13 protein-coding genes and 1 pseudogene are annotated in these 12,597 nt (G+C 66.0%); 8 read left to right on the forward strand and 6 right to left on the reverse strand.

The window, feature by feature from the left end; all coding sequences use genetic code 11:
- Position 1: 1 nt before the first annotated feature.
- From kdpB to AB0B25_RS08640, 4 genes are read right to left on the reverse strand one after another with little or no spacing between them, the layout of a single operon-like run.
- Complete coding sequence (kdpB, locus tag AB0B25_RS08625; protein WP_357176484.1) at positions 2-2,158, reverse strand: potassium-transporting ATPase subunit KdpB; 2,157 nt, start codon at positions 2,156-2,158, stop codon at positions 2-4.
- On the reverse strand, positions 2,158-3,828 hold the full coding sequence (gene kdpA / locus AB0B25_RS08630; RefSeq protein ID WP_357176486.1) for a potassium-transporting ATPase subunit KdpA: 1,671 nt from the start codon (positions 3,826-3,828) through the stop codon (positions 2,158-2,160). The genes kdpB and kdpA overlap by 1 nt, the downstream gene beginning before the upstream one ends.
- A complete protein-coding gene (gene kdpF / locus AB0B25_RS08635; RefSeq protein WP_357176781.1) occupies positions 3,829-3,915 on the reverse strand; it encodes a K(+)-transporting ATPase subunit F in 87 nt (28 codons plus the stop codon). It abuts the gene before it with no gap.
- Positions 3,912-4,013, reverse strand: a complete 102-nt coding sequence (locus AB0B25_RS08640; RefSeq protein ID WP_357176488.1) for a potassium-transporting ATPase — start codon at positions 4,011-4,013, stop codon at positions 3,912-3,914. Before AB0B25_RS08640 ends, kdpF begins: the two co-directional genes overlap by 4 nt.
- Before the next feature lie 283 nt (positions 4,014-4,296).
- On the opposite strand from AB0B25_RS08640, the gene AB0B25_RS08645 reads away from it, so the two are divergent.
- The 3 genes from AB0B25_RS08645 to AB0B25_RS08655 all read left to right on the forward strand — a co-directional run bounded on the left by AB0B25_RS08645 (position 4,297) and on the right by AB0B25_RS08655 (position 5,434).
- Positions 4,297-4,458 (forward strand): hypothetical protein, encoded by a 162-nt coding sequence (locus AB0B25_RS08645; protein ID WP_357176490.1) that lies wholly within the window; start codon positions 4,297-4,299, stop codon positions 4,456-4,458.
- A gap of 285 nt (positions 4,459-4,743) precedes the next feature.
- Complete coding sequence (locus AB0B25_RS08650; protein WP_357176491.1) at positions 4,744-5,154, forward strand: alpha/beta fold hydrolase; 411 nt, start codon at positions 4,744-4,746, stop codon at positions 5,152-5,154.
- Positions 5,045-5,434: an alpha/beta fold hydrolase gene (locus AB0B25_RS08655; RefSeq protein ID WP_357176793.1), complete on the forward strand. Its 390-nt coding sequence runs from the start codon at positions 5,045-5,047 to the stop codon at positions 5,432-5,434. Before AB0B25_RS08650 ends, AB0B25_RS08655 begins: the two co-directional genes overlap by 110 nt.
- A 127-nt stretch (positions 5,435-5,561) precedes the next feature.
- Here AB0B25_RS08655 and AB0B25_RS08660 read toward each other — a convergent pair whose 3' ends face one another.
- Positions 5,562-6,779 (reverse strand): FAD-dependent monooxygenase, encoded by a 1,218-nt coding sequence (locus AB0B25_RS08660; RefSeq protein ID WP_357176493.1) that lies wholly within the window; start codon positions 6,777-6,779, stop codon positions 5,562-5,564.
- A gap of 101 nt (positions 6,780-6,880) precedes the next feature.
- Between AB0B25_RS08660 and AB0B25_RS08665 the strand changes: the two genes are divergently transcribed.
- Positions 6,881-7,453 carry a helix-turn-helix domain-containing protein gene (locus AB0B25_RS08665; RefSeq protein WP_357176495.1) on the forward strand — a complete coding sequence of 191 codons (573 nt, stop codon included), beginning with the start codon at positions 6,881-6,883 and terminating at the stop codon, positions 7,451-7,453.
- Positions 7,454-7,581: 128 nt separating this feature from the next.
- On the opposite strand, the pseudogene AB0B25_RS08670 reads toward AB0B25_RS08665, so the two are convergent.
- Positions 7,582-7,989, reverse strand: a pseudogene (locus AB0B25_RS08670) (recombinase family protein); the annotation flags it as partial.
- A gap of 99 nt (positions 7,990-8,088) precedes the next feature.
- On the opposite strand from AB0B25_RS08670, the gene AB0B25_RS08675 reads away from it, so the two are divergent.
- From AB0B25_RS08675 to AB0B25_RS08690, 4 genes are all read left to right on the forward strand, one after another.
- A complete protein-coding gene (locus AB0B25_RS08675) occupies positions 8,089-10,905 on the forward strand; it encodes a sensor histidine kinase KdpD (protein WP_357176497.1) in 2,817 nt (938 codons plus the stop codon).
- Between the two features lie 122 nt (positions 10,906-11,027).
- Positions 11,028-11,735 carry a response regulator gene (locus tag AB0B25_RS08680; protein ID WP_357176499.1) on the forward strand — a complete coding sequence of 236 codons (708 nt, stop codon included), beginning with the start codon at positions 11,028-11,030 and terminating at the stop codon, positions 11,733-11,735.
- A gap of 99 nt (positions 11,736-11,834) precedes the next feature.
- Positions 11,835-12,302 carry an OsmC family protein gene (locus AB0B25_RS08685; RefSeq protein ID WP_357176500.1) on the forward strand — a complete coding sequence of 156 codons (468 nt, stop codon included), beginning with the start codon at positions 11,835-11,837 and terminating at the stop codon, positions 12,300-12,302.
- Entirely contained in the window at positions 12,302-12,580 is a 279-nt protein-coding gene (locus tag AB0B25_RS08690; RefSeq protein WP_357176502.1) for an acylphosphatase, read from the forward strand. Before AB0B25_RS08685 ends, AB0B25_RS08690 begins: the two co-directional genes overlap by 1 nt.
- Positions 12,581-12,597: the final 17 nt, after the last annotated feature.

Raw genomic sequence — 12,597 nt, forward strand, 5'->3', positions numbered from 1 at the left:
TTCAGGACATCCCGGGGAGGAGTTGGACGACGAGGTCGATGATCTTGATACCGAGGAACGGCGCAATGATGCCGCCCAGGCCGTAGATCGTCAGGTTGCGGCTCAACAGGTTCGACGCATTGGTCGGCCGATAGTGCACGCCGCGCAGCGCCAGCGGAATCAACGCGACGATCACGATCGCGTTGAAGATGACCGCCGACAGGATCGCCGACTGCGGACTGGACAGCCGCATGATGTTGACCGCGTCCAGTCCGGGAAACAGCGCCACGAACAACGCCGGAATGATGGCGAAGTATTTGGCGATGTCGTTGGCGATCGAGAACGTGGTCAGCGCGCCACGAGTGATGAGCAGTTGCTTGCCGATCTCGACGATCTCGATCAGCTTGGTCGGGTCCGAGTCGAGATCGACCATATTGCCCGCTTCTTTGGCCGCCGACGTGCCGGTGTTCATCGCCACGCCGACGTCCGCTTGCGCGAGCGCGGGCGCGTCGTTGGTCCCGTCACCGGTCATCGCGACCAGCCGCCCACCATCCTGCTCCTTCTTGATCAGCGCCAGTTTGTCCTCCGGAGTGGCTTCGGCGAGGAAGTCGTCCACGCCTGCCTCGTCGGCGATCGCTTTCGCGGTCAACGGGTTGTCGCCGGTGATCATCACGGTGCGGATACCCATTCGGCGCATCTCGTCGAAGCGCTCCCGCATGCCCTGCTTGACGACGTCCTTGAGATGGATGACGCCGAGCAGCCGCGCGGTGCCGTCCATGACCTCACCGACCACCAGAGGCGTGCCACCGGACGCGGAGATGCCGTCGACGGTGACGCCCACGGCATCGGGCACGACGCCACCCTGCGCCCGCACCCAATCGGTGACGGCACTGGCCGCACCCTTGCGCAACTGGTGCCCGTCGGCGAGGTCGACACCCGACATCCGGGTCTGCGCGCTGAATTCCACCCAGTGCGCGCCGGTCAGCTCGCCGGGCGTGCGCTCCCGCTTGTTGAACGCCTGCTTGGCGTAGACCACGATCGAGCGGCCCTCCGGCGTTTCGTCGGCGAGGCTGGACAGCTGTGCGGCATCCGCCAGTTCGTCGTCCGGAATGCCGGGCATCGGAACGAATCCCGAGGCCTGCCGGTTGCCCAGGGTGATGGTGCCGGTCTTGTCCAGCAGCAGCGTGTTCACATCACCCGCGGCCTCGACCGCGCGGCCGGACATCGCCAGCACATTGCGCTGTACCAGCCGGTCCATGCCCGCGATGCCGATCGCCGACAGCAACGCGCCGATCGTCGTCGGGATCAGACAGACCAGCAGTGAGACCATGACGATGCCGGTGACGCCGTGCACGTCCAGAGCCGAGGTGTCCGGCACGCCGGGGTTGTTCGCTTTCGCGAAGATCGCCATGGGCTGCAGCGTGACGACCGCGAATACGAAGATGATGGTGAGCGCGGCGAGCAGGATGTTCAGCGCGATTTCGTTCGGCGTCTTCTGCCTGCTCGCGCCCTCGACCAGGGCGATCATCTTGTCGATAAAGCTCGCGCCCGGTTCCTGGGTGATCTGGACGACGATTCGATCCGACAGCACCGTGGTTCCGCCGGTCACCGCGGAACGGTCTCCACCGGATTCCCTGATCACCGGAGCGGATTCACCGGTGATGGCCGACTCGTCCACCGAGGCGATACCTTCCACGACATCGCCGTCGCCCGGAATGACCTGACCCGCTTCGACGATGACGTGATCACCGCGTCGCAGCTCGGGCGCACCGACCTTCTCCTCGATGATCCGCCCGCCGGGCGACCAGTCGACCAGCCTGCGGGCGATGGTATCGGTCTTCGCCTTGCGGAGCGTGTCCGCCTGCGCCTTTCCGCGGCCCTCCGCCACCGCCTCGGCGAGATTGGCGAACACGACAGTGAGCCACAGCCACACGACGATCGCCCACGCGAAGAAACTGGGATCGACCAGCGCGAGAATGGTCGACCAGACCGCGCCGAGTTCCACGATGAGCATCACCGGATTGCGCCACAGCGTGCGCGGATCGAGCTTGCGCAGCGCATCCGGCAGTGAGGTCAGCAGCATCTTCGGGTCGAGCACCCCTTTCGGCACACCCTTGCCACGCTGCGGGGACGAGCCGGAGCTCGCCGAGGCAGTTGATTCGATTGCGGGAGTGGTCATCAGTGGATTCCTTCAGCGAGCGGCCCGAGTGCGAGTGCGGGCAGGAAGGTGAGCGCGACCAGGATCACCGTCACACCGACCACCATCCCGACGAACTGCGGACGGTGCGTCGGCAGCGTGCCGATCGACTCGGGAGTGGTGCCCTGCTGGGCCAGCGAACCGGCCAGCGCCAGCACGAAGATGATCGGGAGGAACCGGCCTAGGGCCATGGCCAGGCCTAGCGCGGTGTTGTACCACTCGGTGTTGCCGGTCAACCCCGCGAACGCCGATCCGTTGTTGTTCGCGGCAGAGGTGAAGGCATACAGCACTTCGGACAGACCGTGTGGCCCGGAGTTGAGCATCCCCGCGCGCTGACCCGGCATCGCCATGGCGATCGCCGTGCCGATCAGCACGAGCAGCGGGCTGATCAAGAAGTACGACGCGGCCAGCTTGATCTCTTTCGGAGTGATCTTCTTGCCGAGGTACTCGGGCGTACGGCCGACCATCAGGCCGGCGACGAAGACGGTGATCACCGCGAGAATGAGCATGCCGTAGAGGCCCGAGCCCGTTCCGCCCGGCGCGACCTCGCCCAGTTGCATGTTGAACATGGTCATCATGCCGCCGAGGCTGGTGTAGGAGTCGTGGAACGAGTCCACGGCGCCGGTGGAGGTCAGCGTGGTCGCGCTCGCGAAGGTCGCCGAATCCGCCACGCCGAACCGCTGTTCGACGCCTTCCATCGATGCGCCGATCGCCGTCGGCGCCGTGCCGTGCGCCTGCAACTGGAACAGGTTGGTCAAGGTCACGCTGATCAACGCGATCGTGCCCATCACCGCCACGATCGCGTAGCCCTGCTTGCGGCTGCCGACCATCCGGCCGAAGGTGCGCGGCAGCGAGAAGCTGATGACCAGCAGCAGGAAGATCTCCAACCAGTTCGTCCAGGTCGTCGGATTCTCGAACGGGTGCGCGGAGTTCGCGTTGTAGAAGCCGCCGCCGTTGGTGCCCAGTTCCTTGATGACTTCCTGGCTGGCCACCGGGCCGCCGGTGATTGTCTGCGCGCTGCCGTTCAGCGTCTGCGCGACCTGGTCATGCAGGTGGAAGTTCTGGATCACACCACCCGCGACCAGCACGATCGCGAACACGAACGCCAGCGGCAGCAGGATCCGGATGGTCCCGCGCACCAGATCCACCCAGAAGTTGCCGAGATCACCGGTGTGCCTGCGGGCGAAGCCGCGGACCAGCGCGACGGCCACCGCCATGCCGACCGCCGCCGACACGAAGTTCTGCACCGCGAGCCCGGCCATCTGCACCAGATGGCCCTGGGTGGATTCGCCGGAGTAGTTCTGCCAGTTCGTGTTCGTCACGAAACTGACCGCGGTGTTCCACGCCAAGGCCGGCGTCATCTCGGTGCCCGGATCGTTCAGGTGCAGCGGCAGCCTGCCCTGGATCAGCTGGAAGAAGAACAGGAACAGGATGCTGACCGCGGAAAACGCGAGCACACTGCGGGCATACACGCCCCAGGTCTGCTCCACGCCGGGTTGAACACCGACGGCCCGGTAGATGACGCGCTCGGCGCGTGAGTGTTTCGCGCTGCTGTAGACCCGGTACATGTAGTCGCCGAGCGGCACATGCACCAGCGCGAGCGCGATGATCAGGGATGCCACGAAGACGATCCCCGCTGTTGTCGTGTTCACCTAGAACCTCTCGGGGAAGAGCAGGGCCGCGACCAGGTAGATCGCGACGAGGATGGCCAGGATCAGACCGATCAGGTTGGCGATCACAGCTTTTCCACCCCCCGCTGGATCAGGCCCAGCAGCGCGAACACCGCCACGGTGAGCACCGTGAACACGACGACAGACATAACGTACGCAACCTCCATTTCGCGCCCATTCCGTGGAGCGCGCCAGGTGAGTCAATCGGGCATCCGGCCCGTTGCCGAGCGTCCTTATGAGTCCTTAGCGGGTCGGCGACGAGCATTGACACTTCGTTTACACCCCTGCCCGGTACGGGTGAAAGGATGCCGTCAAGGTGGGCCGCCATCCCGTCAACACACCGTAAAGATCGAGATCAGCGGGACTTGGCGAGGTAGAAACGACAAAGCCCGGCGACGCGGAGTACTCCGGTGGACCGGGATTCCCATCGGTTGTGGAGAGGATCGATCCATGTCGGCTGTCGCGGTCGCCCTGATCGGCGGATTCGTCTGCTGCGCGGCGCTGATCCGTGTGCTGGGGTACCTGGGCGATGGTCGCACCGGTAGCTCGTGGGATGCCGAGGTTGCGACAGACCCGGTTCAGGTGTCCGTCGATAGGCCCGACGCGCGATGACAGGCGAGTGAAACGCGGGCACGTTCCACCTCTGAATACCCTCTTCGGTGGATGCTGAACAGCTACGAACACCTGTCCTGTGACCGTGCCGGATCGGCCGGCTTCTGACCTCCGATGCCGGTGCCGGGGCCGGTTCGCTTGGAGGCCAGGGCTTTCGGCTTGCCCCGGACATGATCTTGGCAGACCTGTCCTACCAGGGGCTTCGCTCCTTTCCACCGCTGGGGTAGACGAGACGTAGACTCGCACGCAATGCGGGGAGCAACCGACGGTGAAGGGTCCCGTTCTATGGCGACGTACGTATTGATCCATGCCGCGGCTGTTGATTCGTGGTACTGGGGGCCGCTGGCTGACGAGTTGCGCGATCGGGGCCACGAGGTGGTCGCACCGGACCTGCCATGTGATGAGGAGTCGGCCGGGCTCGCCGAGTACGCGGACGCGGTGGTCGAGGCCATCGACGAACGGACCGATCTCGTGGTCGTCGCTCACTCGCTCGGCGGTTTTACCGGCCCGCTGGTATGCGACCGGGTGTCGGCGGACCTGCTGGTCATGCTCCAGGCTCAGGTTCCGGCCCCGGGCGAGTCGCCGGGTGAGTGGTGGGACAACACCCGGGCACGGGGCGGCCCGGCAGGAATCCGACCGCCGCAGGGGCGTCGCGGAGGGCACCGCAGAAGACGTACTCTCCCTTGTCCTGCATGACACCCCGGCCGCCCTTGCCGCCGAGTTCATGGCGGAGCACCAGCGGAATCAGGCGCCGGCGCCCTTCAGCAGGCCGTGGCCGCTGGCCACGTGGCCGAAGGTGCCGACCAGGTTCCTGATGTCGTCGGACGACCGGTTCTTCCCTGCCGAGTTCACGCGAAAGATGGTCACCGAGCGGCTCGGCTTCCAGCCGGACGAGATGCCGGGCGACCACAGCCCCATGCTCGGCCACCCGAAGGAACTGGCCGACCGTCTGGAGGCGTACCGCGCCGCACTGTGATCGACCTGCCCTCGGTCAGGCACAACCAGCCGCCCAGCCTTCCCCGCTTCGGCGAAGATCATCGCGCTGAGACGACCGCACCGAATTCGTGCGCTGCGATGATCACGGTTCCTGCGCGAGAACCCACTCAGTACACCGGCAATTCGAAATCATCGGTACGGCTGAGGATGCGCATCATCACCGGCCGCATCGCGCGCGACGCCATCGCGCGTGTGACCACCCGGCCGATCCCCAGCGTGAACCGGCTGCCCGGCACGATCGTGGCGATAGTGCCGCTGCCGGGCAGTTCCTTCGCCTCGGCGAGAAAGGGCGTGACACGCTCCTCGTAGCGTGCCAACGCCCCGGGGATATCGCCCGGAGTGGTGGTGACTTCGCCCGCTAGCAGATAGGCGCCCACGATAGCCATCGCGGTGCCCATTCCGGTCAACGGAGAGCCGCAGAATCCGGCATCGCCCAGCAGCGTGACACGACCGCTGGACAGCGTCGGCATATCGATACGCGCGAGCTGATCGAAATAGAAATCCGGCGTGGTCGCCATGTGCTCGAGCACATACGGTGTGACCCAGCCCCCGTCCGCTAGCTTGCGGCGAATGGTTTGCTTCTGCGCCTCGGCATCACCCCGGAGCGCTGGATCGATCTCGTTGCGCAACATGACGATCGCTTTCACGGTCGACGGGTCGCGATCGGGCCGGATTCCGCAGTTCGCCCCCGGCACCGAATGCACTTTCAGCCACCCCGGTTCGATGTTCTCGGGGGCTGGAATGGTGAAGAACGCCATGTACCCGCCGAGATGGGTGGCGTAATCCCGCTCGGGCCCGAAGACCAGCCGGCGCATCCCGGAATGCACGCCGTCGGCGCCGATCACCAGATCGAACCGCTCGACATGGCCGGACGCGAAGGTGACCTCGACACCGTCGTCGTCCTGCTGCACCTCGGTCACCCACACGCCGTAGCGATAGTCCGGTTGGACATCGGTATCGGCGATCGCGTCGAGCAGTACCTGGTTCAGATCGCCGCGGGTGATCTCTATGTCGGACACGAACCCCTTGCCGTCGAACATCTCCGTGGGCATCCGGACGACATCGCGACCCTTCGCGTTGACGTGGGCCATCCCGCGCCCATCGAGCTGCAGCTTGCCGATGCCTGGCAGAAGGCCCATCCGGTCGGCCGCCTCCCGGCTGGGCCCGCGCAGATCGACGGCTTGGCCGCCCGGCCGGGGCGCCGCGGCACGCTCCACGACGGTGATCTGATATCCGGCTCGAAGCAGTTGCAGTGCAACGGTATTGCCCGCGATGCCACCACCGGTGACAAGGATGCGCGGAGTGCTCATGGTGGAAGTTCCCATCGTCGATCCGAACCCCTTTGGTCCTGACGTCTTAGACAAATGTGTCACAGATATGACACGTCTGTCTAGGACGAATGTCTAAAACGTTGTACCCTGGCCGTATGGGTAATCGAGAAGATCTGCTGGAGGGGGCGCGTAAGGCCATCCTGGAATTAGGCCTGGCCAAGGTGACTGCACGCGATATCGCGTCGGCGGCCGGCGTCAGCCTGGCAGCCATCGGCTATCACTTCGGCTCGAAGGACCGGCTGGTTTCCGAAGCGATCACCGAGGGCATCGGCACCGAGATCGGCGATGACATGGATGCGACGATCCGGGATGCGGGCGAGGGGCGATCGCTGCGGGAATCGATCGAACCCACCTGGAACCGAATGCTCGATGTAGTCCAGCGAAACCATGATCAACTGCTGCTCAGCCTGGAGAACTCGGTCAACATCGCCCGTTCGGAGGAACTGCGGGAGTATCTGTCCCAAGCCAGTGAGGGCGCCTACACCGACCTGGCGCGAATGTTGCGGGAGACCCATCCCGACTTGTCGGCCGAGGAGGCGCGCGCAGTCGCCAAGCTGTATTTCGTGATGTTCCAGGGCTACGCGATGCTCGGCATGCTGGCCCCCGCCGGCGAAGTCCTGACCGGTCACGATGTCGAGCTCGCGGTACAGACCCTGTACCGCAGATGATTACGGTCACGCCCCCACGAGTGGGCTGACGAACTCCCCAGGCGACCAGCAGGCCAACCGCAGCCCCCGCACCGGGCCGCCAGCAGCCGCGGATCGAAAGATCAAGTCCTGACCCGAGATGTCGCCGGTCAGTGCCGATTCGGTTCGTCTTCCGGTCCGGAACATCCAACGTCGCTGTACTTCCAGCCACAGACTCTCGGAAACGATCGGGTCCCCACCGCCCACGTACCGGCGCGCCGGTACGTGGCGCGAACGATCTCGCCGTCCAAAGAACTCCAGCCGGCAGAGGGTGGATTCCGGCGAATGTCTCGACTCTCCACGGCGTCGATCCAGTCTTCCAGTTGACGAAGCCGGCGGGTCAGCCTGTCGAGATCCCACGCAATCAGAGCGTCGCACCGTCCAGCGCGGTAATCCTGGACCATCCGGTCGTACGCTGGACGTATCTTGCCCTTGTCAAAGGCTGAGACAGGTTTCTCCGTATAGATATCGCAAACGGACCACCCTCGCGACGCGGCTATCTGCTTACAGTCTTCACGCTGTCGTTCGACCGCAACCCGTCACCAGAGATGTCCGAACCGACTCGAAGGTAGATCGCTGCACGAACCTGCACCGGATATACGAAAGGTTGTTCTACGTTGAAACGCGGGCAACTGCGCATCTACCTCGGTGCCGCGCCGGGAGTCGGCAAGACCTACGCCATGCTCGGCGAGGCGCACCGGCGGCTCGAACGCGGTCGCGACGTGGTAGCTGCGGTGGTGGAAACACACGGCCGGGCCAAGACTGCCGAGTTGCTGGAAGGCATCGAGCGGATTGCGCCCAAGATGGTCGACTACCGCGGCGCCACCTTCCCCGAACTGGACGTGGAAGCCGTGCTGCGCAGGCGGCCCGGGGTGGTGCTGGTCGATGAGCTGGCACATACCAACGCGCCGGGCAGCACGCATGAGAAGCGCTGGCAGGACGTCGAGATTCTCCTCGCCGCGGGCATCGACGTGATCTCGACGGTCAATGTTCAGCATCTGGAGAGCCTCAACGACGTCGTCGAGCAGATCACGGGCATTCAGCAGAAGGAGACCGTGCCGGACGCGGTGGTCCGTAGTGCCGAACAGGTCGAATTGGTCGACATCACACCGGAAGCGTTGCGGCGCAGAATGTCCCACGGCAATGTCTATGCCGCCGAGAAGGTGGACGCGGCGTTGCGCAACTACTTCCGGCCGGGCAATCTCACCGCGTTGCGCGAACTCGCCCTGCTCTGGCTGGCCGATCAGGTGGACGCCGCGCTGGCCAAATACCGCGCCGATCACAAGATCACCGAATTATGGGAAGCGCGCGAACGCGTGGTGGTCGCGGTCACAGGCGGTCCGGAATCGGAGACCATCGTGCGTCGAGCCAGCCGCATCGCCACCAAATCCAGCGCCGACCTGGTGGTCGTGCACGTGGTGCGTGGCGACGGACTGGCGGGAGTCTCCACCGCGCGGCTGGCCCGGCTGCGGGATCTCGCCGCCAGCCTCGACGCCTCGCTGCACACCGTCACCGGTGACGACGTACCGACCGCGCTGCTGGAGTTCGCGCACGAGGTGAACGCCACCCAATTGGTCATCGGCACCTCCCGGCGCTCGCGCTGGGCGCGGATCTTCGACGAGGGCATCGGCTCGACCGTGGTGCAGCAGTCGGGCAAGGTCGACGTGCACATGGTGACCCACGAGGAAGCCCATCGCGGCCTGCGGTGGCGCTCGTTCACGCCGCGGCAACCGGTGGTGGCCTGGCCAGCCTCGGTGCTTGTCCCGATCGGAGTGTGCGCGATCGGCGCGGGATTCCTCGATGGCGTCCTCGAACTCGGCGGTCTGAGCGCGATATTTTTCATCGGCGTCGTCGCGGTCGCGCTGCTCGGGGGCGTGATCCCCGCGATGTTCTCGGCGCTGTTGTCCGGACTGTTGCTGAACTGGTTCTTCGTTCCACCTCGCTACAGCCTGACCATCGCCGAGCCGGACAGTTTCGTGACCGTGGTGGTTCTGTTGATCGTGGCGGTGGCGGTCGCGGCGCTGGTCGATGTGGCGTCGAAGCGGACCAGGCAGGCGCGCAAGGCCTCGCAACAGGCCGAGCTGCTGACCATGTTCGCGGGGGCCGTGCTGCACGGCGCCGACCTATCCAGCCTGCTCGAACGGGTCAGAGAAACCTATGGTCAGCGGGCAGTCAGCCTGGTGGCCGACGAGACGGTGGTCGCGGCGGTGGGATCGAGCCCGCCGCAACGGGTCTCCGAGGCGGAGACCTCGATCGAGGCGGGCGACGCGCTGCACTGGCTGCTGCTCGCGGGTCGGCCGCTGGCCCCCGGCGATCGGCACGTGCTCAACGCGGTCGCCAATCAGGCCGTCGGCCTGGTCCGGCAGGCCAGGCTGGCCGAGGAGGCCGGCGCCGCGGCGGCCCTGCTCGAGGCGGACCGGCTGCGGCGGGCATTACTCTCGGCGGTCAGCCATGATCTGCGCACGCCGCTGGCCGGCGCCAAGGCCGCGGTCTCCAGCCTGCGTAGCGACGACGTGGATTTCTCCCCGGAAGACACCGGTGAACTGCTGGAGGCCATCGAGGAATCGGTGGATCAACTGACCGCGCTGGTCGGCAATCTGCTCGATTCGTCGCGGTTGGCCGTCGGCGTGGTCACGCCGCAACTTCGGCGGGTGTACATGGACGAAGTGGTGCATCGCGCGCTGGTCAGCGTCGGGATGGGGGCGCGCGGCCTACGGCGCGCCGCGATGGATCGGGTCAAGGTCGAGGTCGGTGAGGTTTCGGTGCGCGCCGACAGCGGTCTGCTCGAACGGGTGCTCGCCAACCTGATCGACAATGCGCTGCGTCACTCCGGACGGGACACCCCGGTGCGGGTGACCGCGGAGCGCGATGGTGACCGCGTGTCGATCGCGGTGGTCGACAGCGGTCCCGGAATACCGCGTGGCGCCGAAGACCAACTGTTCGAACCATTCCAGCGGCTCGGTGACCGGGACAACACCACCGGTGTGGGACTCGGGCTCTCCGTGGTCCGTGGGTTCGTCGAGGCGATGAGCGGCTCCGTGCACGCCGAACCGACTCCGGGCGGTGGATTGACCATCGTGGTGGACCTGCCCGCCGACGAACCCGAACGTCCCACCGTCACGGAAGCCCGCGAATCATCTGCTGCGAGTGGTTCCCCCGAAACCCCGATCTCGGACGACGCGCCGGCATCGCAGGCGGTCGACAGCGGGTCCGGGGCACGCGACGACGGTGGACTCGAGACCACCACCGACGACCCCCCGGCAACCCCACCGGCGGACAACGGCCCGCCACGGATGGTCGACAGCGAATCCGCATGTCCCGCTGACGACGAGCACGCAACGCGGTTCGTCGGTGACACGGCGGAAGCGACCACCCCGGACCGCCGACGCGCGGTGACCAACGAGCCCGAAACGCACAACGCGGGTGCTGAGTAGTTTCCGATCGAGGAAAGTGAGCACACCAGTCGATGACGACAACGAACCTGAATGACACTGGCGAGGCATCGGCCCTCGGAACCGATCGGGTGCGGCCGCCCCACACGACACAGGAAGCCGGAATGACGGACAAGACACAGGACGCCACGGCGACCAAGGTGCTGGTCGTCGACGACGAGCCGCAGATCGTGCGCGCGCTGCGGATCAATCTGTCGGTGCGCGGTTACGAGGTGATCACTGCGGCCACCGGCGCCGCCGCGCTGCGTGCCGCGGCGGACAAGCATCCCGACGTGGTGATCCTCGACCTCGGCCTGCCCGACATGGACGGCATCGAGGTACTCGCCGGGCTGCGCGGGTGGACCTCGGCGCCGGTGATCGTGCTGTCCGCACGGACCGATTCGGCCGACAAAGTCGAGGCGCTGGACGCGGGCGCCGACGACTATGTCACCAAACCGTTCGGGATGGACGAGTTGCTGGCCCGGCTGCGCGCCGCCGTCCGGCGCGGCGCCACCGACACCGATGCGTCGGACCCGGTCGTGGTGACGGAATCGTTCACCGTCGATCTGTCCGCCAAGCGGGTCACCAAGGACGGTGTGACCGTCCATCTGACCCCCACCGAATGGGGCATGCTCGAAATGCTGGTGCGTAACCGCGGCAAACTGGTCGGACGACGTGAACTGCTGCGCGAGGTATGGGGTCCGTCCTATGCCACCGAGACGCATTACCTGCGGGTCTACCTCGCACAACTACGGCGCAAGCTGGAAGTCGACCCGTCCCGCCCGCGGCACCTGCTCACCGAAGCCGGGATGGGCTATCGGTTCCAGGAATAGTAATCCCCGCCACTGGCCGATGACCGCCAGGAATGGCACTCGCGACGCCGGCGTTGCCACGCGCGCGAGCGATGTCGACGAGAATGGCAGGATCGAACCATGGCTGAACAGACCGTTACACCCGTCACCGCCGCCGCGGCGCCGGTCGACCAAGGCCCGACCACGCTGTGGGTCGAGCGCACCGGGACCAGGGCCTACACCGGCCGCAGCTCCCGCGGCGCGGAGGTCAGGATCGGGTCGCAGGGTGTTACGGGTGTGTTCACGCCGGGCGAGTTGCTGAAGATCGCCTTGGCCGCCTGCTCCGGCCTGAGCGCGGACTTCCCGCTCTCGCGCAAACTCGGCGACGATTTCGACGCGACGATCCGGGTGTCCGGCGACGCCGACCGAGAGAACGAGGTCTATCCGCAGCTGGACGAAGTGTTCGAACTAGACCTCAGCGACCTCGACGACGAGGCGCGCGAGCGGTTGCTGGTCACCGTGCAACGCGCGATCGACAAGGTGTGCACCGTCGGGCGGACCCTGCGGGCCGGTTCGAAAGTGACCCTGTCGTTCGACATCGAGGCCTGATGAACGAGGCCGTCCGACTGAGCGCCTGGGTGCACGGCGGGGTTCAGGGAGTGGGTTTCCGCTGGTGGACCCGGGCACGCGCATTGGAACTCGGGCTGACCGGACACGCCACCAACGCCAAGGACGGCCGCGTGCACGTGGTCGCCGAAGGACCGCGATCGGTCTGCGAACGGTTGCTGGAACTCTTGCGCTCGGGAACTACACCTGGCCGGGTGGCCTTGGTTGTGGAAAGCTGGGAGCCCGCGCGGGGTGATGTGACCGGTTTCGAGGAGCGGTAAGTGGTGGTTCGGGCGAC

Source organism: Nocardia sp. NPDC049190, assembly GCF_040648115.1.
Taxonomy (GTDB): Bacteria; Actinomycetota; Actinomycetes; order Mycobacteriales; family Mycobacteriaceae; genus Nocardia.

Excerpts from the sequence above, each read along its gene's own strand:
- kdpB (WP_357176484.1), bottom strand. The coding sequence starts at position 2,158 with ATGACCACTCCCGCAATCGAATCAACTGCCTCGGCGAGCTCCGGCTCG.
- AB0B25_RS08665 (WP_357176495.1), top strand. The coding sequence starts at position 6,881 with ATGGGTAATCGAGAAGATCTGCTGGAGGGGGCGCGTAAGGCCATCCTG.
- AB0B25_RS08650 (WP_357176491.1), top strand. The coding sequence starts at position 4,744 with ATGGCGACGTACGTATTGATCCATGCCGCGGCTGTTGATTCGTGGTAC.
- AB0B25_RS08685 (WP_357176500.1), top strand. The coding sequence starts at position 11,835 with ATGGCTGAACAGACCGTTACACCCGTCACCGCCGCCGCGGCGCCGGTC.
- AB0B25_RS08645 (WP_357176490.1), top strand. The coding sequence starts at position 4,297 with ATGTCGGCTGTCGCGGTCGCCCTGATCGGCGGATTCGTCTGCTGCGCG.
- AB0B25_RS08640 (WP_357176488.1), bottom strand. The coding sequence starts at position 4,013 with ATGGAGGTTGCGTACGTTATGTCTGTCGTCGTGTTCACGGTGCTCACC.
- AB0B25_RS08660 (WP_357176493.1), bottom strand. The coding sequence starts at position 6,779 with ATGGGAACTTCCACCATGAGCACTCCGCGCATCCTTGTCACCGGTGGT.
- AB0B25_RS08680 (WP_357176499.1), top strand. The coding sequence starts at position 11,028 with ATGACGGACAAGACACAGGACGCCACGGCGACCAAGGTGCTGGTCGTC.
- AB0B25_RS08690 (WP_357176502.1), top strand. The coding sequence starts at position 12,302 with ATGAACGAGGCCGTCCGACTGAGCGCCTGGGTGCACGGCGGGGTTCAG.